This is a genomic window from Stenotrophomonas sp. TWI1409 (genome assembly GCF_039673015.1).
Lineage (GTDB): Bacteria > Pseudomonadota > Gammaproteobacteria > Xanthomonadales > Xanthomonadaceae > Stenotrophomonas > Stenotrophomonas maltophilia_A.
This window is the reverse complement of record NZ_JBDJKU010000017.1, coordinates 24,915-45,577: the sequence shown is the minus strand read 5'-3', so window position 1 is coordinate 45,577 and position 20,663 is coordinate 24,915. Positions and strand designations below refer to the sequence as shown.

The following is a 20,663-nucleotide window of genomic DNA, read 5'->3' as shown; positions in this document are numbered from 1 at the left end:
CCCGGCTCCGCAGCGGGTCTCAGCCCTGCGCCAGCGGGGTCAGCAGGCGCAGGCCGCGCTTGGCGCCGTCCACCATGTAGACGCCGCCTTCCGGCAGCAGATCGCTGCCGACCTGCTCGACCGGGTCCGCCTCGCGCCACGGGACGGTCTGCCGCGGCCCCGGAATGAAGGCGCGCCAGCGGCCATAGCGTTCCGCCACTGCATTGGGATCATTGTTCAGGGCGAAGTTCACCGGGATGCGAACCGTCCAGCTGTCCCGGGTGCTGTCCTCGCCGGTGGTCGGCGGCTTGAAGGTCCACGTGCGGGCGGTGCTGACACTGGCTCTGGCCAGGATGTCGCGCATCTTCGCCAGGGTCCGCTCAGGTGCGACCACGGCCATGTTCACCTGCTCGGCGGCCACATCGGCCACCGTTCCGTCACGGGCCACCTTGACCAACAGCAGCACCTCACCCTGGCCACCGTTACGGTAGGCCGCTTCCGGGTAGCGCGGCGGCGTCATGTGCAGCTGGGTCACCGAATCGGTGGCCTTCGGATCGTACTCGCTGAAGTCGACACTGGTCATGCTGATTTCATAACCGCCATCGGCCGCAGCCTTGCCGCGCAGGCGAACGCGCAAAGGGGCCCGCGTGGCCACTGCCTGGCCATCGCGCAGCGTGGGCTCGAAGCGCCAGCCACCGATGGTGCCTTCCACGAAGGAGGCGATGCTCGGGGCCACCATGGCTTTCTGGTCCAGCACCAGCGAGCGGACCGCGCCCTCCGGCGTGACCTCGATATGACCGGACAGCACCATGCTCATTTCCGCAGTCGCACGTACAGCACGTGCGGTCTGCGCAGTGGCATCGCCTGCAAGCAGGGGGGCGCCGGCACCTACGGCCAACGCGAGGGCGAGAAACAGTGGGGAACGCATCATTGCCGGATCCTTGGTGATGAACGGCGAGCCTATCCCAGTCCCAGCCGCCATGACAGCCGGTTCACGCCAGCCGGTGTGCGCCCGCGTAGGGTGGCGTGTCCGGATAATCACCCCGGGCGAAGCGTTCCTGCAGGCCCTGCCACCAGCCCGGGTCGAACAGGTGCCGGTAGTGCTCGCGCACGGCTGCCAGCTCCGGAGCAGGCAGGCCCATGAACGGACCGAAGCGCTCGGGAAACACGTCGCGCGGGCCGACATGGAACCACGGCTCGTCGGCCATCGCTTCCTCTGGCGTGCGTGGCTGCGGCCAGGCGCGGAACACGCAGTCGCTGACCAGGCACAGCTCGTCATAGTCATAGAACACGGCCCGGCCGTGCCGTGACACACCGAAGTTCTTCGGCAGCATGTCGCCGGGGAAGATGTTGTTGCGCGCCATGTCGGTGATGGCCTGCGCGTAGTCGAGCACCGCCGCGCGCACCGCCTCGCCGGACTGCTCGCGCAGGTACAGGTTCAAAGGACGGAAACGACGTTGCACATAGCACAGTGCGACTTCGACCTCGTCGCCATCGACACGTACGCTCTGCGCGCACTGCTGCAGCAGCTCTTCCAGCAGGGCCGGCGCGAAGCGCTCGCGCGGGAAACGCAGGTGGCGATAAGGCTGCGCATCAAGCAGGCGGCCGACACGATCGAGATTGAACACCAGCGCGTACTTCTCTTCCACCTGCTGCCGCGACATTGCCTTGGGCCAGGCGAAACGGTCACGGATCAGCTTGAACACCAATGGATAACTGGGCAGGGTGAACACCGCCATGACCATGCCCGGCGTGCCTTCGGCATGCACCAGCCGTTCCTGCGGATGCTCGTTGAAGTGTCGGAAGAAGGTTCGGTAGCGCTCGGTCTTGCCCTGCTTGGCACGTCCCAGCACCGTGTAGATCTCGTCGATCGGCTTGCCCGGCAGCAGGCTGCGCAGGAACACCACCGCGTCGCCCACGGTGCCCAGGTCAGCCTGGAAGTAGCTGCGCGACACGCCAAACAGATGGGCGACATCACGGCGCCGGGTCAGCACCGCATCGGCACGCAGGCCGCGCGCATCGTTGACCAGGGCAATCACGCATGGCGAAAAGCGATGCTCGCCGAACACGCGGCCAACCAGGTAAGCGCGGCGCTCGCGGTAGAACACCGTGTCGAGCAGTTCGATGCTGCGTACCGGCGTGTCCCCCCAATGGGCGAGGTCGTCCTGCAGGCGCACGGCGATGGCCGCCGCACAGCGCAGCTGGTGCGCATAGGGGATGTCGAAACGGTAGTCGGCCAGTACGCGTTGCAGGGCCTCCACCGGCCGCGTCGGCGAGACCGCGTAGGTATGCCGCGCGACCGGATGGGTGATTGCATCGGAGGGCTCGACGTCGAAAGCAATGAATTCCAGCGCCGGGTCCACGCCGCGGGTAGCGAACAGGCGCCGCGACAGCGTGTTGTAGAAGGTCTTGTACAGCTCGGCGTCGATCAGGCCCTGCAGCAGCCCGCTGTACTGCGCGTGCACCTGCAGCCACAGCGCACGCTCGCCGATCGCGTCACCGGCGAGGCGGCGCAACGCATCCATCTGCTCGGCGATGCACAGGTCGTACAGGGCGATGCGCTCGACCGCATCCTGTCGCGCACCCGCCCAATCGCGCTGCTCGAAGCGCTGCCGCGCCCGCGCGGTGATCGCCGCGAAGCGGGCATGGTACTGCTCGAAACCATCGCGGATGGCACCGGCGATACGCGGCGCCAGCTCGGCAACGATGTCAGGCGTGGACATGCAGGGCTCATCCGGGAGGACCGGCTTCACCATACGCTGGCGTGGGGTGGCTTGTGTAGAGTCGAGCCATGCTCGACTGCTTTTGGCCGAAGTCGAGCACGGCTCGACTCTACAGAAGGCAGGGGCAGAAGCAGTCGAGCAAGCTCGACTCTACAACGCGCCGGTGGATCAGATCGCCAGTTCGGCCTCTACGTCCTGCACCTTGCGCCGCGCCAGCGCCAGGTTGGATTTGGTCCGGTCCAGCACGATGTAGAAAAACAGGCCCTTCTTCTTCGCCACCGGGCGCATGATGTGGTACGCCTTGCCCAGCGAGATCAGGATGTCCTCGATGCTGTCGTTGAGGTTCAGCGACGCGGCGGTCTTCATCTTGGCGCGGATCACTTCAGTGTTGCCGGCGGCGGCCACTTCCATGTCCATGCCGGCACCGGCTTCGCCCAGCAGCATGCCGCTTTCGTAGTCGACCAGCGCCACTGCCTGCGCGCCGTCGATGCCCATCAGTGCGTTCAACGATTCATTCAATCCAGCCACGTCGCACCCCTTGTCGATGTTGGTTCGAGCCCCTCGTTCCCCTGCGGCCGGGCTCACGATCCGCCGAGTTCGGCCAGGATCGCCTGGCCACATTCCCTGCTCTGCCACAGCACCTGGCCGATCACGCTGCGCTGGTCGCAGGCCGCCATCAGCAGCAGCGGTGCGCGCCCTTCGGCCTGGATCGCCAGCATCAGCACCTTGCCGCCCGCGGCTTCCAGCATCAGCGTCTGCAGATCGCCCAGCAGCAGTTCGCGGCCAACTGCCGCGGCCAGCGCCAGCATCGCGCTGGTCATCGCCGCCAGCCGTTCGCCGCGCCCTTCGGCCCCGGCACTGACCAGGGCGAAGCCATCGACACTGGCCAGCACCACCGTGCGCACGCCTTCCACGCGCTGCTGCAGGTCCTGCAGCAGCGGCTGCAGGCGCTCACGCTGACCGGCATCGGGCAGTACCGCCATCTGCCCGTCAGCCATGCGCCGCCACCAGTGCGTACGCTTCCATTTCGCTCATCAACACATCCATCAGCAACAGTCCCTGTTCGCGGTCGCGGGCATCCACCGCCAGCAGCGGCAGTGGTTGGTCGTCAAGGCTGGCACGGGCGGCCCAGTCATCCAGTGCGGCCTGCGGTGCCTGGTCCAGGTGGGTGACCGCCACCACCAGTGCCAAGGATGATGCGAACGGCTGCAGCACCTGCAGGTAGTCCTCCAGCTCGGTGGCCATGCCGGCACGACGCGCATCCAGCAGCAGCACCGCGCCACGCGCGCCCTGCAGCAGGATCGGCCACAGGAAATCGAAACGCTGCTGGCCGGGTGTTCCGTACAACCGCAGGCGTTCGCCATTGGGCAGATCGATGTCTGCGTAGTCCAGCGCCACGGTGGTGGACGCCTTGTCGGCGCCAAGGCGATCACTGTTGGCCACATCCGTGTCGACCACCGCGCCAACCGCGATGCTGCGTACCAGGGTCGACTTGCCGCTGCCCATGCCGCCCAGCACCACCACCTTGTGCTCACGCATTGCGTTCGCTCCCGCGCAGGTGCCGCCACAGGCGGGCAAGCAGGCCGTTGTCGGTGCGGGTGCCACCTGTCGCCATCAGCGGCGTCGCCGATGCAGTCTGCAGCTGCGCGTAGCCGCACAGGTAGGCGGCATGGATGAAATCGCGCACCGCCGCAGCCGGCAACTCGAGCAGCATCACGCACTCGTCAACCGTGCACGCGCGCTTGAGCAGCAGCGAACACAGGCGGAAGCCATCATGGTCGTGGCCCAGTACGCGGAAGTCCGGCCAGCGCAGCAGCTTCACTGAAGCGCCACGAAGGCGTTCGTCCAATGCCTGCCAATGGCGGCTGCGCTGTGCCCACTGCCACAGCAGCGGTCGCAGTGGCTGGCGTGGCCGCTCACCGGCCAGCGCCTGCAGGCGTGCGGGTGTCAGCGCATCCAGTTGCAGGTGTTCGAAGGCATCGGCCAGACGCTCCACCAGCGCCGCAGCCGGTTCCTGCAGCAGCACGGTCTGGTCGTGCTCCAGATCCATCAGCAGCAGAGGCCCGCTCGCATCACTCAACAGTGCCTGCCCCTGTCGCAGCGGCAGCCGCTCGCGCAGCAGGCGGGTGATGGCGTGTGCACCATCGGCAAGACGGATCGGTGCGGGTGCGTGCATGGCCATGGGCTCCGGTGCCAACTGCATGCGGCGCAGCGCGCGGCCGATGGCACCATCGTCAAGCACGTCCTGGTGCCCGTCGCCGTCACGCAGCTGGCCGCCGATATCCTCGATCCAGCACTGCAATCGCGGGCGTTGCTGGCGCATGCGCTGGGCCGCGTTGCGCAGTGTAGGGGTATCGCGGATGACCAGCAGGTCGCAATCGTCCAGATCCTGGCTGCGGCGGATCTGGCCATCCGGCAGTGCCGACGCCAGGCGCAGCCGTTGCAGCAGGGCCTGCTCGCCCTGGATGTCGGTTCCCACTACCAGCACGCGTGCCATCCGTGTTCCCCGAGCGACCACCTCCCCGGTGGTCTCGCGTCGCCAAGGCTAGGGCATTGCCAGCGAAGACCGTCGTGATCGACTGCTCAGATTGAAGGCGGTTGCAGACTGCCTCCTATCGTTTCTGCGACGGCCATCGCGGGCAAGTTTCATGCCCCTTTGACGGCATTCCGACAGCCGACGGATGTCACGGTTTCATCGCCTGGCCAAAAAAGAAACCCGCGCCGAGGCGCGGGTTCCGGTGTCACGGCCGAACGGCGATGGATCAGCCGCGCAGCTGCTCCAGCGCGGCGTTGAAGGTCGCGCTCGGGCGCATCGCCTTGCTGGCCTTGGCCACGTCCGGGCGATAGTAGCCGCCGATGTCCACGGCCTTGCCCTGCACTGCGATCAGCTCTTCGACGATCTTCTGCTCGTTGTCGGTCAGCGCCTTGGCCAGCGGGGCGAAGCGCGCCTTCAGTGCGGCGTCCTCGTCCTGCGCGGCCAGGGCCTGGGCCCAGTACAGCGCGATGTAGAAGTGGCTGCCACGGTTGTCGATGCCACCCAGCTTGCGCGACGGCGACTTGTCGTTGTCCAGGAACTGGCCGTTGGCTTCGTCCAGCGCCTTGGCCAGCACACGGGCCGCGGCGTTGTCGTAGCGGTTGCCCAGGTGTTCCAGCGACGCGGCCAGGGCCAGGAACTCACCCAGCGAATCCCAGCGCAGGTAGTCCTCTTCAACAAACTGCTGCACGTGCTTCGGGGCCGAACCACCGGCACCGGTCTCGAACAGGCCACCACCAGCCATCAGCGGCACGATCGACAGCATCTTGGCGCTGGTGCCCAGCTCCATGATCGGGAACAGATCGGTCAGGTAGTCGCGCAGCACGTTGCCGGTCACCGAGATGGTGTCCTCGCCCTTGCGGATGCGGTCCAGCGAGAACGCGGTGGCTTCCACCGGCGGCAGGATGCGGATGTCCAGGCCGGCGGTGTCGTGGTTCTTCAGGTACTGCTCGACCTTGGCGATGACCTGCGCGTCGTGGGCGCGGGCGGCGTCCAGCCAGAACACGGCCGGGGTGCTGCTCAGGCGGGCGCGCTCGACGGCCAGCTTGACCCAGTCCTGGATCGGCGCGTCCTTGGTCTGGCACATGCGCCAGATGTCACCGGCTTCCACGGCGTGCTCGAACACCACGGTGCCGGCATCGTCGGTGACCTTGACCACGCCGTCGGCGGCGATCTGGAAGGTCTTGTCGTGCGAGCCGTACTCTTCGGCCTTCTGTGCCATCAGGCCGACGTTCGGCACCGAACCCATGGTGGCCGGGTCGAAGGCGCCGTGCGCCTTGCAGTCGTCGATGACGGCCTGGTACACACCGGCGTAGCAGCGGTCCGGGATGACGGCCTTGGTGTCCTGCAGCTTGCCTTCGGCGTTCCACATCTTGCCGGAGTCACGGATCATCGCCGGCATCGAGGCGTCGACGATCACGTCGCTCGGCACGTGCAGGTTGGTGATGCCCTTGTCCGAGTTGACCATGGCCACGCCCGGGCGCTGTGCGTACTCGGCCGCCAGGTCGGCTTCGATCGCCGCACGGGTGGCTTCAGGCAACGACGGCAGGCGCGCAGCCAGGTCACCGATGCCGTTGTTTGCATCGAAACCGGCCTGCTTGAGCACGTCGGCGTGCTTGGCCAGCACGTCCTTGTAGAACTCGTTGACCGCCACGCCGAACATGATCGGGTCGGAGACCTTCATCATGGTCGCCTTCAGGTGCAGCGAGAACAGCACGCCCTGGGCCTTGGCATCGGCAATCTGCTCACCGATGAAGGCAGCCAATGCCTTGCGGCTCATGACGGCGGCGTCGACGATCTCGCCGGCCTTCACCGCGGTCTTTTCCTTCAGCACGACGGTGCTGCCGTCCTTGCCGTGGAAGGTGATCTTCAGCGCACCGGCGTTGGCCAGGGTGGCCGACTTTTCGCTGCCGTAGAAATCACCGGCAGCCATGTGCGCGACGTGCGACTTCGAATCCGAGGCCCAGGCGCCCATGCGGTGCGGGTGCTTGCGCGCATAGTTCTTCACCGACAGCGGTGCGCGGCGGTCGGAGTTGCCTTCGCGCAGCACCGGGTTCACCGCGCTGCCCTTGACCTTGTCGTAGCGCGCCTTGTAGTCGCGCTGCTGGTCGTCGGCCGGGGTTTCCGGGTAATCCGGCAGCGGATAGCCCTGGTCCTGCAGTTCCTTGATGGCCGCCTTCAGCTGCGGCACCGAAGCGGAGATGTTCGGCAGCTTGATGATGTTGGCGTCCGGCGTGGTCGCCAGCTGGCCCAGCTCGGCCAGATCGTCGCTGACCTTCTGCGCGTCGCTGAGCAGTTCCGGGAACAGCGACAGGATGCGGCCGGACAGCGAGATGTCACGGGTTTCCACCACGATGCCGGCAGTGGCGGTGTAGGCACCAACGATCGGCAGCAGCGACTGGGTGGCCAGGAACGGTGCTTCGTCGGTCAGCGTGTAGAGGATCTTGGACATGGGGGACTTGGACTCTGTAGCAATGCTCAGGGGAAGGCCGGCGCCAGCGCCGGGCCACGTGCAACCGTGTCACTTCCCCCGCCGCCGTCAGGGTGGGCGCGCGGCGGGGAAACCCCTGCATTGTCGCGTTTTCAGTCGCGCGGGGCAAAGCCGCGCCATACGCGGCGGTACTGCACCACTGTGTTGCGCCGCTGGCTCGCTTCCGGTCTGGAAGCTGAGGCTTGATGGCTAGTTCGACTTCCCGCTCGTGGAGGAACGCATGACCCATTCCGACAATCGCGGCCCCCACTCGGCACGCCTTGGACAGGTCAATGTCTGTGAGCGCTTGCTTTGCTGGAAGTTGCAGATGCGCAATCCCCCAACGACGGCGGCCAGGCTGGCGAGTTCATCAGCCGTCGCTGCAGAGCCTCGGATGTGCAGCGAACCGGCGCCAGACGATCCGGGTCGAACGTAGACGTCGTACCGGGTGGAACCTCCTTCCGCCCTTGCATACCCCGACACGACATATCCGCCGTCCGTGAAGCGCAGATCCGGCGTGCTTCCTGACGCAGGCTTTTCGGGGGCATCGCCCTCGTAGATCAAGGCGACTTCCCTACCTTCATGCCTGATGCGGTGCAGACCAAAGTCAACAGGTGCCTCGTAGGTCACGGACATGCCTGTTGGCACGCGCAGACAGGCGCCGTATAGGAAGTGGTCGCAGCTGTAGCTCCAGAGATTCGCGGGTCCCATTGCGAGTGTGAGCGCAATCCAGCTGAGCATGCTGTCCCCCGACCTGTCCGTGTTCCGTTCAGCGTACCCCGCTAGCCTCCCTAAAGCGGGCATCGCCCAACAAAAAAGGACGCAGCCTCGCGGCTGCGTCCATCGTGAGCCCTGCCGGGAGAGAGTCGGCAGGACTTACTTGACCTCGAACTCCTGCGGCGTTCCGGCCGCCTTGCCATCGACGGTGACTTCGGCGCGGTACTTGCCGGCCGGCCAGCCCTTTGCATTCTTGAACGTGACGTTGGTGGTTTCCGCACCGCTGGTGTTCAGGGTGGCGTTCTGTTCGCCGGCCACCTGGCCGTCCTGGTAGGTCAGCTTCGCGCCAACGGTGACGTTGTTGGCAGCACCGTCGGTCTTGACCGAGACGATGACGTCATCCTTCGGTGCGAACAATGCCGTCGTCGCAACCGACTTGTCGGCGGCTGCGGTCTTGCCGACGGTGACCGAGGAGACGCTGACCGCAGCGGCTTCGGCCATCGGCGGCGGTGCGCCGGTCATCGGCGCGGGAGCTGCAGGTTCGGCCGGGGTGGTCGCTGCCGGAGCGGCGTTGCTGTCGGTCGACTCTTCCTTCTTCTTGCAACCGACCAGGGCAACGCTGCCCAGCAGGGCGGCGATCAGGGCGGTCTGGAGCGGGGTGGTCTTGATCATTCGGGGTTCCTCCCAGGGATTGTCGGACGGCGTTCGATGGCCGGCTTACTTCGGCGGCAGTTTCAGGGTCTGGCCCGGGAAGATCTTGTCCGGGTCATCAAGCACATCGCGGTTGGCTTCGAAGATCTTTTTCCAGGCATTGGCGTCGCCCAGATGCTGCTTGGCGATCTTCGACAGCGAGTCACCCTTCTGCACGGTATAGGTGCCGCCGCTGACAACGTCTGCGGTGCTGTCCACCGAAGCGCTGACGCCGGAGAAGTCCGCCTTCGGCACCTGCTCGGCGGTACTGTCGACACTGCCACTGACGCCGGAGAAATCGGCTTTCTTCTCGGTACTCATCCACAACTCCCGTCTGCATGACTACGTGATTCGCACGGTGCCATGGAGGTTGTTAAATGGGGATGGTGCAGATGTGAAGCCGCCCCCCGGGGCGGCTGAACAATCGGGGGAATAGACGCCCGGTAGTGCCGGCCGCTGGCCGGCTGTGCCAAGGGGGATCCGGCCTTGGCCGATTGCCGGCCAGCGGCCGGCACAACGGGCAACCGCCTGCGGCGGTTACTGCCGCAGCTCGCGGTAGGTCGCAGCCGGGGCGGCAATGCCGGGGCTGGCCCGCCAGGGATTGATGTCCAGGCCACCACGGCGGGTATAGCGGGCCTCCACTTCCAGCCACTGCGGCTGGCAGCGGGCGGACACTTCGCTGAAGATCCGCTCAACGCACTGCTCGTGGAACTCGGCGTGCTCGCGGTAGCTGACCAGGTAGCGCAGCAGGCCCGCGCGGTCGATCTTCGGCCCACGGTAACGCAGGCTGACCGTTGCCCAGTCCGGCTGGCCGGTCACTGGGCAGTTCGACTTCAGCAGCGACGAGACCAGGGTCTCCTCCACCACCTCGCCCGCGTCGGCAGTCAGAAAGTCCGCCTGCGGCGGGCCGTAGCAGTCGATCTCCACGTCCAGTCCGTCGATGGATTCACCGAGCGGCGTCTCACGCAGGCCCGGCAGGCCGAACTCGATCTGGACCGGCGCACCGGCGCAGGCAGACAGGTCGTCGACGATGCGCGCGCGCAGTGCCTCGGCGCTGTCGATACGGGTGCTGTTGAGGGAATTCAGGTACAGCTTGAACGACTTAGATTCGATCAGCCGCGGCGAGGTGCACGGCACCTGCACGGTGGCGACGGCGACCTGCGGCTTGCCACGCGTGTCGAGCCAGCTCAGCTCGAAGGCATGCCAGCGGTCATGGCCGACGAACGGCAGCGCGGCGTCGTCGAGGCCGATCTCGGCGCGGGCACCGCTGCGGGGGATGGGAAACAGCAGGCCGGGATCGTACTGCGACGGGTAACTGACCTCGCGACCGAGGCTGGAATCCTGTGGGGTGTTCATGGGGGCATTGTATCGCGCGGACGGCGGGCCTTCGGCCGGGCCGGCCAACGGCGGAGCCACTCCGTGGTGGTTGTGTTGGATGGTCGCGAAAGGCGGTCTATCGGCCTGGCCGGGTGGGCAGGCGGGTCGGGGGACGCCGTTAACCCGTCCTTGGGGGCTTGGCCGCGGCTTGCTCGTGTGCGCTGTCCTGCGCACACGGCAAAACCGGGGTTGGGCGTCCTGCCCAGCCCGCCCGAGGCATGCCTCGGGCCCATGCCGCGGACACCCCCGCCCCGCCTACCCACCCGGCCCCTGACAGTTCCCTGCACGCGGCCACCACCACGGGGAAGATCAGAAAAATCAAAATCAAAAGCCAATCCTTCAGACATTCCGGATGTCTGCCCGTGTCGACCAAGGTCGACACCCACCAACAGCCGCGTGAACCTGTCGGGGGCGGGGCGGTGTGGGCCTGCAGGACCGTTGGCGCCATGGGCCCGAGGCATGCCTCGGGCGGGTTGGGCAGGACGCCCAACCCAGGCCTTGCGGTGTGCGCAGGACAGCGCAAACGAGCAAGGCGCCATCGAGCCCCCATGGGTGAGGGCGCTTTGCTTGCGAAGCATTGCTTCGCAAGCGCCCGAACGCACAGCCGCCAGCGGCTGGGCCGGTCTGGGGGTTTACGGCGTGTCCTGCAGGCCCACACCGCCCCGCCCAACCAACAGAAATCCAGCACCGCTTTTGCCGTTGACGTTGCCGTTGCTTCGGCGGGTGCAGGGCGCAGCCCTGCCTGAAACCCTCACCCCGCAGGAGTGCCGGCACCGTTCAAGTAATCCAGGCTCACCTGCAGCAGCGCGCGCAGTCCCACATCCAGCGCCTTCTCATCCAGCAGGAACTTCGGCGAATGATTCGCCGGTGCCGTCGCCGGGTCGATGCCCACGCTGGTCGAACCGACGAAGAAGAACATCCCCGGCACTTCCTTCGCGTACAGCGAGAAATCCTCCGCACCCATCTGCAGCGGTGGCTCGTACACGTTGTCCTTGCCCACCACTGCCTGCAGGCTCGGCAGCATCTTCGCGGTCAGCGCCGGGTCGTTCACCGTGGCCGGATTGCCCTCCGACTCGTAGATGTCCGTCACCGCCTTGGCACCGTGCGCGGCGGCGGTGTGCTCGGCCACATTGCGCAGGTCGGCGAAGATCTGCTGCCGCATGCCTTCGTCGAAGGTACGGATGGTGCCGACCATTTCCACTTCATCGGGAATGATGTTGTAGCGGATGCCCCCGTTGATCGCGCCGAAGGTCAGCACCGCCGGCTGCTTGGACAGGTTCGCGCGGCGGCTGACGATGGTCTGCGCGGTGCCGACCAGGTCAGCGGTGGCCACGATCGGATCAACACCGTTCCACGGCGCCGAGCCATGCGTCTGGCGACCGATCACCTTGATCCCGAAACGATCCGAGGCGGCCATCAGCGGGCCACCGCGCACCGCGATCTGCCCAGCCTGCACGCTGGAGAACACATGCAGGCCAAACACGGCTTCCGGCTTGAAGTCGGCGAACAGGCCTTCCTTCAGCATCAGGGCAGCACCACCCTCTTCCGGCGGCGGTGCACCCTCTTCGGCCGGCTGGAAGATCAGCATCACCTGGCCCGGCAGATCCTTCTTCATCGACACCAGTGCCTCGGCCACGCCGAGCAGGGTGGCGGTGTGCGCGTCATGGCCGCAGGCATGCATCACGCCCACGGTCTGCCCGCGGTACTGGTCGGTGGCTTTCGAGGCGAACGGCAGGCCGGTCTGTTCGGTCACCGGCAGCGCGTCCATGTCCGCGCGCAGGGCGATCTTCGGCCCGGGCTTGCCGCCTTCGATGATCGCCACCACGCCGTGGTGGGCGATGCCGGTCTTCGGCTTCAGGCCCATCGCACGCAGGCGCTTGGCGACCTCGGCCGAGGTGCGCACCTCACGGTTGGACAGTTCCGGGTGCTGGTGGAAATCGCGCCGCCATTCCACCACCTTGGCCTGCAGCCGCTGGGCGGCAGCGGTCACCTCCGGGCGCTGCCCGTCCTGGGCGTGGGCAAGAGCCGGCAAGGCCAGCAGCAGGGCGGACAGCAGCAACGAACGGCGCATCACGATCTCCACGGCAGGGGGTTCCAGCTGAATGTAGGGCAACACCGCCGCTACGGGAACCTCCGCGGCCGGATCCGGTCTTAGCGCCCGTCCCATCCGTCATGCAGGAAACGTGATGTGGCGCAGGTATGCTTTGCGCATTGCCAACCGGGGCCGTGCCCCGTCCAGCCCTCTTGGAGTCCTTGAATGTCACGTGTTTGGAAGATCGTGCTGCTGGTCGTGGCGGTACTGGTGCTGGCCGTGGTCGGCCTGCGCGTACTCGGCGGGGGCAAGGACAAGGCCGGTAGCCCGGCGGCAGCTGCGCGCCAGGGCGGTGAAGACCCGGATGCCGGCCCGGTGCCGGTGACCGTGGTGGATGCGGCACGCCAGGACGTGCCGGTCTATGCCAGCGCGCTGGGTACGGTGACCGCAATGAACACCGTCACCGTCAGCCCGCAGGTTGGCGGCCAGCTGATGAGCCTGAATTTCCGCGAAGGCCAGGAAGTGAAGAAGGGCGATGTGCTGGCGGTGATCGACCCGCGCACCGCCCAGGCCAGCTATGACCAGGCCGTGGCCTCCAAGCGCCAGAACGAGGCGCTGCTGGCCACCGCGCGTTCCAACTACCAGCGCTCGAACGCGCCGGAGTATCGCCAGTTCGTCGCCAAGACCGATCTGGATACACAGCGAAACCAAGTGGCACAGTACGAAAGCGCAGTCGCGGCGAACGAGGCCAGCATGCGCTCGGCGCAGGTGCAGCTGCAGTACACCAAGGTCACCGCGCCGATCACCGGCATCGCAGGCATCCGCGCGGTCGACGCCGGCAACGTGGTCAACGCCGGCACCGCGCTGGTCACGCTGACCCAGATCCATCCGATCCACGTGCTGTTCAACCTGCCCGAGCGCCAGCTCGGCGATGTGCGCCAGGCGCAGGCCGCCGGTGCGGTACCCGTCGCGGCACTGGACCGCGCCGATTCGCACGTGCTGTCCGGCGACGGCAAGCTTGACGTGGTCGACAACCTGATCAGTGCCGACAGCGGCACGTTCAAGGCGCGCGCGATCTTCGACAACACCGACAACGGCCTGTGGCCGGGCCAGTTCGTCAACGTGCGCATGCAGCTGCGCACGATTGCCGGTGGCGTGGTCATTCCGACCCAGGCCGTACTGCGTGGCCCGGACGGCGAGTACGTCTATGTGGTGCAGGGCGACAACACGGTGAAGATGCAGACCGTGCGCAGCGGCGTGGAAGTGGGTGACAGCCAGGTGCAGATCGCCGAGGGCCTGAAGGGCGGCGAGCGGGTGGTCAGTGAAGGCCAGTTCCGCTTGAAGCCGGGCAGCAAGGTCACCTCGCTGAAGCCGGGCGAAACCCCGGCGGTGCCGACCGAAGCCGAGCTGAAGGCCGCCGAGCAGAAGAACGGCGGCGGTGGCCGTCGTGGCGGCGGCCCGCGCTGAGCGCAGGCTACCGACCTCCCTCGCGCCGGCAAGCCTGCCGGCGCCGACATTGAAGTGCCAGCAAGGATCAGTCCGTGGGCTTTTCGACGATCTTCATCCGCCGCCCCATCGCCACCTCGCTGCTGATGGCGGGCCTGTTGCTGCTGGGCATCCTCGGTTACCGCAAGCTGCCGGTGTCGGCGCTGCCGGAAATCGATGCGCCCAGCCTGGTGGTCACCACCCAGTACCCCGGCGCCAACGCCACCACCATGGCCTCGCTGGTCACCACGCCGCTGGAGCGCCAGTTCGGGCAGATCTCCGGGCTGGAGCTGATGACCTCCGACTCGTCGGCCGGGTTGTCCACGATCATCCTGCAGTTCTCGATGGACCGGAACATCGACATTGCCGCGCAGGACGTGCAGGCGGCGATCCGCCAGGCCACCCTGCCCTCGTCGCTGCCCTACCAGCCGGTCTACAACCGGGTGAATCCGGCCGACGCGGCCATCGTCACCCTGAAACTGACCTCTGACACGCGCCCGCTGCGCGACGTCAACAACTACGCCGACTCGATCCTGGCCCAGCGACTGTCGCAGGTGCAGGGCGTGGGCCTGGTCTCGATCGCCGGCAACGTGCGCCCGGCCGTGCGCATCCAGGTCAATCCGGCGCAGCTGTCGAACATGGGCCTGACCCTGGAACAGCTGCGCAGCGCGCTGACCCAGGCCAACGTCAACGCGCCGAAGGGTTCGCTGAACGGCAAGACCCAGTCCTACAGCATTGGTACCAACGACCAGCTCACCAGTGCCGCCGAGTACCGCGACACCATCATCAGCTACAAGAACGGACGTCCCGTGCGTTTGTCCGACGTGGCCGAAGTGGTTGATGGCGTGGAGAACGACCAGCTGGCCGCCTGGGCCGATGGCAAGCCGGCGGTGCTGCTGGAAGTGCGCCGCCAGCCCGGCGCCAACATCGTGCAGACCGTCGAGCGCATCCGCGCGATCCTGCCGCAGCTGCAGGGCGTGCTGCCAGCCGACGTGCACCTGGAGATCTTCAACGACCGTACCGAGACCATCCGCGCCTCGGTGCATGAGGTGCAGTTCACCCTGATCCTGACCATCGGCCTGGTGGTGGCGGTGATCTTCGTGTTCCTGCGCCGCCTGTGGGCCACGATCATTCCCTCGGTGGCGGTGCCGTTGTCGCTGGCCGGCACCTTCGCGGTGATGGCCTTTGCCGGCATGTCGCTGGACAACCTCTCGCTGATGGCGCTGGTGGTGGCCACCGGCTTCGTGGTCGACGATGCGATCGTGATGATCGAGAACATCGTGCGTTACATCGAGCAGGGCAAGAGTGGCAAGGAAGCGGCCGAAATCGGTGCGCGCCAGATCGGCTTCACCGTGCTGTCGCTGACCGTTTCGCTGGTGGCGGTGTTCCTGCCGCTGCTGCTGATGCCCGGCGTCACCGGCCGCCTGTTCCACGAGTTCGCGTGGGTGCTGAGCATCGCCGTCGTGCTGTCGATGCTGATCTCGCTGACGCTGACCCCGATGATGTGTGCCTACCTGCTCAAGCCCGACGCCCTGCCCGAAGGCGAGGACGCGCATGAGCGCGCGGCGGCGGCCGGCAAGCAGAACCTGTGGACGCGCACCGTCGGCCTGTACGAGCGCAGCCTGGACTGGGTGCTGGACCACCAGCGCCTGACCCTGGCCGTGGCCGGCGGCGCACTGGTGCTGACCGTGCTGCTGTACGTGCTGATTCCCAAGGGCCTGCTGCCCGAACAGGACACCGGCCTGATCACCGGCGTGGTCCAGGCTGACCAGAACATCGCCTTCCCGCAGATGGAGCAGCGCACCAAGCAGGTGGCCGAAGCGCTGCGCCAGGACCCGGACGTGACCGGCGTGTCAGCCTTCATCGGCGCGGGCAGCATGAATCCCACGCTCAACCAGGGCCAGCTGTCGATCGTGCTGAAGGAACGCGGCGAGCGCGACGGCCTGGACAAGATCCTGCCGCGCCTGCAGAAGGCCGTCGCCGGTATTCCGGGCGTGGCCCTGTACCTGAAGCCGGTCCAGGACGTGACGCTGGATACCCGCGTGGCCGCCACCGAGTACCAGTACTCGCTGTCGGACGTCGATCCGGCGACCGTGGCCACCCAGGCCACACGCCTGACCGAAGCGCTGCGCAAGCGCCCGGAACTGGCCGACGTCGACAACAACCTGTCCAACCAGGGCCGCGCGCTTGAACTGAACATCGACCGCGACAAGGCCAGCGTGCTGGGCGTGCCGATGCAGACCATCGACGACACCCTCTACGATGCGTTCGGCCAGCGCCAGATCTCGACCATCTTCACCGAACTCAACCAGTATCGGGTTGTGCTGGAAGTGGCGCCGGAGTTCCGCACCAGCACCGCGCTCATGGAACAGCTGGCCGTTGCCTCCAATGGTGCCGGTGCACTGACCGGCACCAATGCCACCAGTTTCGGCCAGGTCACCTCGTCGAACTCATCGACGGCTACCGGCATCGGCGCGCAGAACACCGGTATCACCGTCGGCGCGGGCAGCATCATTCCGCTGTCGGCACTGGCCGAAGGCAAGGTCAGCAGTGCGCCGCTGGTGGTCAGCCACCAGCAGCAACTGCCGGCAGTGACGGTCTCGTTCAACGTGGCGCCGGGCTATTCGCTGTCCGACGCCGTGCGTGCAATCCAGGAGACCAAGGACAGCCTGGACATGCCCACCCACCTGCATGCCGAATTCATCGGCAAGGCCGCCGAATTCACCGGCAGCCAGACCGATGTGGTGTGGCTGCTGCTGGCCTCGCTGGTGGTGATCTACATCGTGCTGGGCGTGCTCTACGAGAGCTACATTCACCCGATCACGATCATCTCCACGCTGCCGCCGGCCGGTGTCGGCGCGCTGCTGGCACTGATGCTGTGCGGGCTGAGCCTGTCCGTGGACGGCATCGTCGGCATCGTGCTGCTGATCGGCATCGTCAAGAAGAACGGCATCATGATGGTGGACTTCGCGATCGAGGCGCGCCGCGCCGGCGCCAACGCGCATGAAGCGATCCGCCGCGCCTGCCTGCTGCGCTTCCGCCCGATCATGATGACCACCGCCGCGGCCATGCTCGGCGCGCTGCCGTTGGCACTGGGCACCGGCATCGGTTCGGAACTGCGCCGCCCGCTGGGCATCGCCATCGTCGGCGGCCTGCTGCTGTCGCAGCTGGTGACCCTGTACACCACGCCGGTGATCTACCTGTATATGGAGCGCTTCTCCGAATGGCTGGCCCGCCGCCGCGAGCAGCGCGCACTGCGCGACGGTTCGCTGCAGGAGCCGCAGGCATGATCCACGCCCCGCTGCTGCGGGGGGCCGCACGATGAACCTGTCCGGCCCCTTCATCCGCCGCCCGATCGGCACCGCGCTGCTGGCCATCGGCCTGTTCATGGTCGGCCTGATCTGCTACCTGCGGCTGGGCGTGTCGGCGCTGCCGAACATCGAGATCCCGGTGATCTTCGTGCACGCCAGCCAGTCCGGTGCCGATGCGGCAACCATGGCCTCCACGGTCACCGCGCCGCTGGAACGTCATCTCGGCCAGCTGCCAGGCATCGACCGCATGCGCTCGTCGAGCTCGGAAGGCAGCTCGCTGGTGTTCATGATCTTCCAGAGCGGCCACAACATCGATTCGGCCGCGCTGGACGTACAGACCGCGATCAATTCGGCGCAGGCCGACCTGCCCTCGGGCATGGGCTCGCCGATGTACCAGAAGGCGAACCCGAACGACGACCCGGTGATCGCCATCGCGCTGACTTCGCAGACGCAGTCGGCCGACGAGCTGTACAACGTCGCCGATTCGCTGCTGGCGCAGCGCATCCGCCAGATCAGCGGTGTTGCTTCGGTCGACATCGCCGGTGCCTCGACGCCGGCGGTACGCGTGGACGTCAACCTGCGCCTGATGAACGCACTCGGCCTGACCGCCGACGACCTGCGCAACGCGGTGCGCGCGGCCAACGTGACCTCGCCCACCGGCTTCCTCAGCGATGGCAACACCACCACCGCGATCATCGCCAACGATTCGGTGGCACGCGCCGCCGACTTCGCCGACCTGGTGGTCAAGACCCAGGGCGATGACCGGGTGATCCGGCTGAAGGACATCGCCAACGTCTACGACGGCCAGCAGGATGCCTACCAGGCCGCGTGGTTCGACCACAAGCCGGCGGTGGTGATGTACGTGTTCACCCGCGCCGGCGCCAACATCGTGGAGACCGTGGACCGGGTCAAGGCACAGATCCCCGCGCTGCGCGACTACCTGCAGCCGGGCACCACGATGACGCCGTACTTCGACCGTACGCCGACCATCCGCTCGTCGCTGCATGAAGTGCAGATCACTCTGCTGATCAGCCTGGCGATGGTGGTGCTGACCATGGCGCTGTTCCTGCGCCGGCTGGCACCCACGCTGATCGCCGCAGTGACCGTGCCGCTGTCGCTGGCCGGTGCCGCGCTGGTGATGTACGTGATGGGTTTCACCCTGAACAACCTGAGCCTGCTGGCGCTGGTGATCGCGATCGGCTTCGTGGTCGACGATGCGATCGTGGTGATCGAGAACATCATGCGCCACCTCGACGAAGGCATGCCGCGGATGCAGGCAGCGCTGACCGGCGCGCGCGAGATCGGCTTCACCATCGTCTCGATCACCGCCTCGCTGGTGGCGGTGTTCATCCCGCTGCTGTTCGCCAGCGGCATGATGGGCGCGTTCTTCCGCGAGTTCACCGTCACCCTGGTGGCGGCCATCGTGGTCTCGATGATCGTCTCGCTGACCCTGACCCCGGCGCTGTGCAGCCGCTTCCTCAGCGCCCACGACCACACGGCGCCGCCGTCGCGCTTCGGCCGCTGGCTGGATGCCGGCCACGAGCGCATGCTGCGCATCTACACCGTGTTCCTGGATTTCTCTCTGCGCCATGCGCTGCTGCTGTCGCTGACGCCGCTGCTGCTGATCGGTGCCACCGTCTTCCTGTTCGGCGCGGTGAAGAAGGGCGCGTTCCCGCCGCAGGACACCGGCCTGATCTGGGGCCGCGCCAACTCCAGCGCCACCGTATCCTTCGAGGACATGGTCGCCCGCCAGCGCCGCATCACCGACATGCTGATGGCCGACCCGGCGGTGAAGACCGTGGGTGTGCGCCTGGGCAGCGGTCGCCAGGGCTCCAGCGCACAGTTCAACGTCGAGCTGAAATCACGCAAGGAAGGCCGCCGCGAAACCACCGCACATGCCCTGGCGCGACTGAGCGCCAAGGCCGACCGCTACCCCGACCTGCAGCTGCGCCTGCGCGCGATCCAGGACCTGCCCAGCAACGATGGCGGTGGCTCCAGCCAGGGCGCGCAGTACCGCATCTCGCTGCAGGGCAATGACCTGGCGTCACTGCAGGAATGGCTGCCCAAGCTGCAGGCGGAGCTGAAGAAGAACCCGAAGCTGCGCGACGTCGGCACCGATGTGGACAATGCCGGGCTGCGCCAGAACATCGAGATCGACCGTGCCAAGGCCGCCCGCCTGGGTGTTTCGGTCGGCGCCATCGACGGCGCCCTGTACGGTGCGTTCGGCCAGCGCCAGATCTCGACCATCTATTCGGACATCAACCAGTACAGCGTGGTGGTCAACGCCCTGCCCTCGCAGACCGCTACTCCGGCGGCGCTGGACGAGGTGCATGTGCGTGCGCGCAACGGCGACATGGTGCCGCTCACGGCGGTGGCCAAGCAGGTGCCGGGGCTGGCGCCTTCGCAGATCACCCATGAGAACCAGTACACGACGATGGACCTCAGCTACAACCTGGCGCCGAACGTGAGCATGGGCGAGGCCAAGGCGATCATCGACGCGACCGTGGCCGGCATGCGCATGCCCGGCGACATCCGCCTGGCTGATGACGCCGGCTTCGGCTTCAACTCCGACCCCAGCGACATGCTGATCCTGGTGTTTGCCGCGATCCTGACCGTGTACCTGGTGCTGGGCATGCTGTACGAGAGCCTGATCCACCCGGTCACCATCCTGTCCACGCTGCCGGCGGCGGGCGTGGGTGCGCTGCTGGCGTTGTTCGGCACCAGTACCGAACTGTCGGTGATCTCGATGATCGCGCTGGTGCTGCTGATCGGCATCGTCAAGAAGAACGCGATCATGATGATCGACTTCGCGCTGGTGGCGCAGCGGGAACATGGGCTGGCACCGCGCGAAGCGGCACGCGAGGCCAGCATCGTGCGCTTCCGCCCGATCATGATGACCACGATGGTGGCGATCCTGGCTGCTGTGCCGCTGGCGATCGGCCTCGGCGAAGGGTCCGAGCTGCGTCGTCCGCTGGGTATCGCGATGATCGGCGGCCTGCTGTTCTCGCAGAGCCTGACCCTGCTCAGCACGCCGGCGCTGTACGTGATCTTCTCCTGCCTGGCCGAGCGCTGGCGCGCACGTCGCGCACGCAGGCGCGAAGCGAAGCTGCTCAAGCGCGCGCAACGGGCGTAGAAGGGCCCATCCACGCAGGGCGTGGATCTACTGGTAGCGCCGGCCGCTGGCCGGCGTTCTCCGTACAGCCAATCTGCCGGCCAGCGGCCGGCACTACCGTGGGAGCGGATGGTGGGTACGAACCGTGGGCACGGATGGTGGGTGCGGACCGTTGGTCCGCATACCTCCGGGTTTGACGCACGGTAACGAAAAGAGAACAATTCTCATCCAGCC

General features: G+C 66.8%; 14 protein-coding genes. 3 read left to right on the top strand and 11 right to left on the bottom strand.

Annotated features, from left to right (window positions below):
• Positions 1–19: 19 nt before the first annotated feature.
• The 11 genes from ABE423_RS07790 to ABE423_RS07740 all read right to left on the bottom strand — a co-directional run bounded on the left by ABE423_RS07790 (position 20) and on the right by ABE423_RS07740 (position 12,560).
• Positions 20–910 carry an energy transducer TonB gene (locus tag ABE423_RS07790; RefSeq protein ID WP_032130286.1) on the bottom strand — a complete coding sequence of 297 codons (891 nt, stop codon included), beginning with the start codon at positions 908–910 and terminating at the stop codon, positions 20–22.
• Positions 911–971: 61 nt separating this feature from the next.
• A complete protein-coding gene (aceK, locus tag ABE423_RS07785; protein ID WP_180838254.1) occupies positions 972–2,702 on the bottom strand; it encodes a bifunctional isocitrate dehydrogenase kinase/phosphatase in 1,731 nt (576 codons plus the stop codon).
• Positions 2,703–2,870: 168 nt separating this feature from the next.
• Positions 2,871–3,230, bottom strand: coding sequence for a hypothetical protein (locus ABE423_RS07780; protein WP_005419760.1), 360 nt, complete (start codon positions 3,228–3,230; stop codon positions 2,871–2,873).
• Between the two features lie 53 nt (positions 3,231–3,283).
• Positions 3,284–3,700 carry a roadblock/LC7 domain-containing protein gene (locus ABE423_RS07775; RefSeq protein WP_049401646.1) on the bottom strand — a complete coding sequence of 139 codons (417 nt, stop codon included), beginning with the start codon at positions 3,698–3,700 and terminating at the stop codon, positions 3,284–3,286.
• A complete protein-coding gene (locus ABE423_RS07770; RefSeq protein WP_180838253.1) occupies positions 3,693–4,241 on the bottom strand; it encodes an ATP/GTP-binding protein in 549 nt (182 codons plus the stop codon). Before ABE423_RS07770 ends, ABE423_RS07775 begins: the two co-directional genes overlap by 8 nt.
• The gene (locus ABE423_RS07765; RefSeq protein ID WP_346485656.1) at positions 4,234–5,199 is read right to left on the bottom strand and encodes a hypothetical protein; all 966 of its coding nucleotides are present in this window, start codon (positions 5,197–5,199) and stop codon (positions 4,234–4,236) included. Before ABE423_RS07765 ends, ABE423_RS07770 begins: the two co-directional genes overlap by 8 nt.
• 265 nt (positions 5,200–5,464) lie before the next feature.
• The gene (locus ABE423_RS07760; RefSeq protein WP_346485655.1) at positions 5,465–7,687 is read right to left on the bottom strand and encodes an NADP-dependent isocitrate dehydrogenase; all 2,223 of its coding nucleotides are present in this window, start codon (positions 7,685–7,687) and stop codon (positions 5,465–5,467) included.
• 894 nt (positions 7,688–8,581) lie between these two features.
• Positions 8,582–9,094: a hypothetical protein gene (locus ABE423_RS07755; RefSeq protein ID WP_125895952.1), complete on the bottom strand. Its 513-nt coding sequence runs from the start codon at positions 9,092–9,094 to the stop codon at positions 8,582–8,584.
• A gap of 45 nt (positions 9,095–9,139) precedes the next feature.
• The gene (locus ABE423_RS07750) at positions 9,140–9,433 is read right to left on the bottom strand and encodes a LysM peptidoglycan-binding domain-containing protein (RefSeq protein WP_005419771.1); all 294 of its coding nucleotides are present in this window, start codon (positions 9,431–9,433) and stop codon (positions 9,140–9,142) included.
• A gap of 216 nt (positions 9,434–9,649) precedes the next feature.
• The gene (gene queF, locus ABE423_RS07745; RefSeq protein WP_132810899.1) at positions 9,650–10,468 is read right to left on the bottom strand and encodes an NADPH-dependent 7-cyano-7-deazaguanine reductase QueF; all 819 of its coding nucleotides are present in this window, start codon (positions 10,466–10,468) and stop codon (positions 9,650–9,652) included.
• Positions 10,469–11,240: 772 nt separating this feature from the next.
• Complete coding sequence (locus ABE423_RS07740) at positions 11,241–12,560, bottom strand: M20 family metallopeptidase (protein ID WP_071229371.1); 1,320 nt, start codon at positions 12,558–12,560, stop codon at positions 11,241–11,243.
• Between the two features lie 186 nt (positions 12,561–12,746).
• Here ABE423_RS07740 and ABE423_RS07735 point away from each other — a divergent pair, with 186 nt between their 5' ends.
• The 3 genes from ABE423_RS07735 (at position 12,747) to ABE423_RS07725 (ending at position 20,450) form a co-directional block, all read left to right on the top strand.
• Positions 12,747–13,988, top strand: coding sequence for an efflux RND transporter periplasmic adaptor subunit (locus tag ABE423_RS07735; RefSeq protein ID WP_346485654.1), 1,242 nt, complete (start codon positions 12,747–12,749; stop codon positions 13,986–13,988).
• Positions 13,989–14,062: 74 nt separating this feature from the next.
• Positions 14,063–17,296 carry an efflux RND transporter permease subunit gene (locus tag ABE423_RS07730; RefSeq protein WP_346485653.1) on the top strand — a complete coding sequence of 1,078 codons (3,234 nt, stop codon included), beginning with the start codon at positions 14,063–14,065 and terminating at the stop codon, positions 17,294–17,296.
• A 31-nt stretch (positions 17,297–17,327) separates the two neighbouring features.
• Positions 17,328–20,450, top strand: a complete 3,123-nt coding sequence (locus tag ABE423_RS07725) for an efflux RND transporter permease subunit (RefSeq protein ID WP_346485652.1) — start codon at positions 17,328–17,330, stop codon at positions 20,448–20,450.
• Positions 20,451–20,663 lie beyond the last annotated feature (213 nt).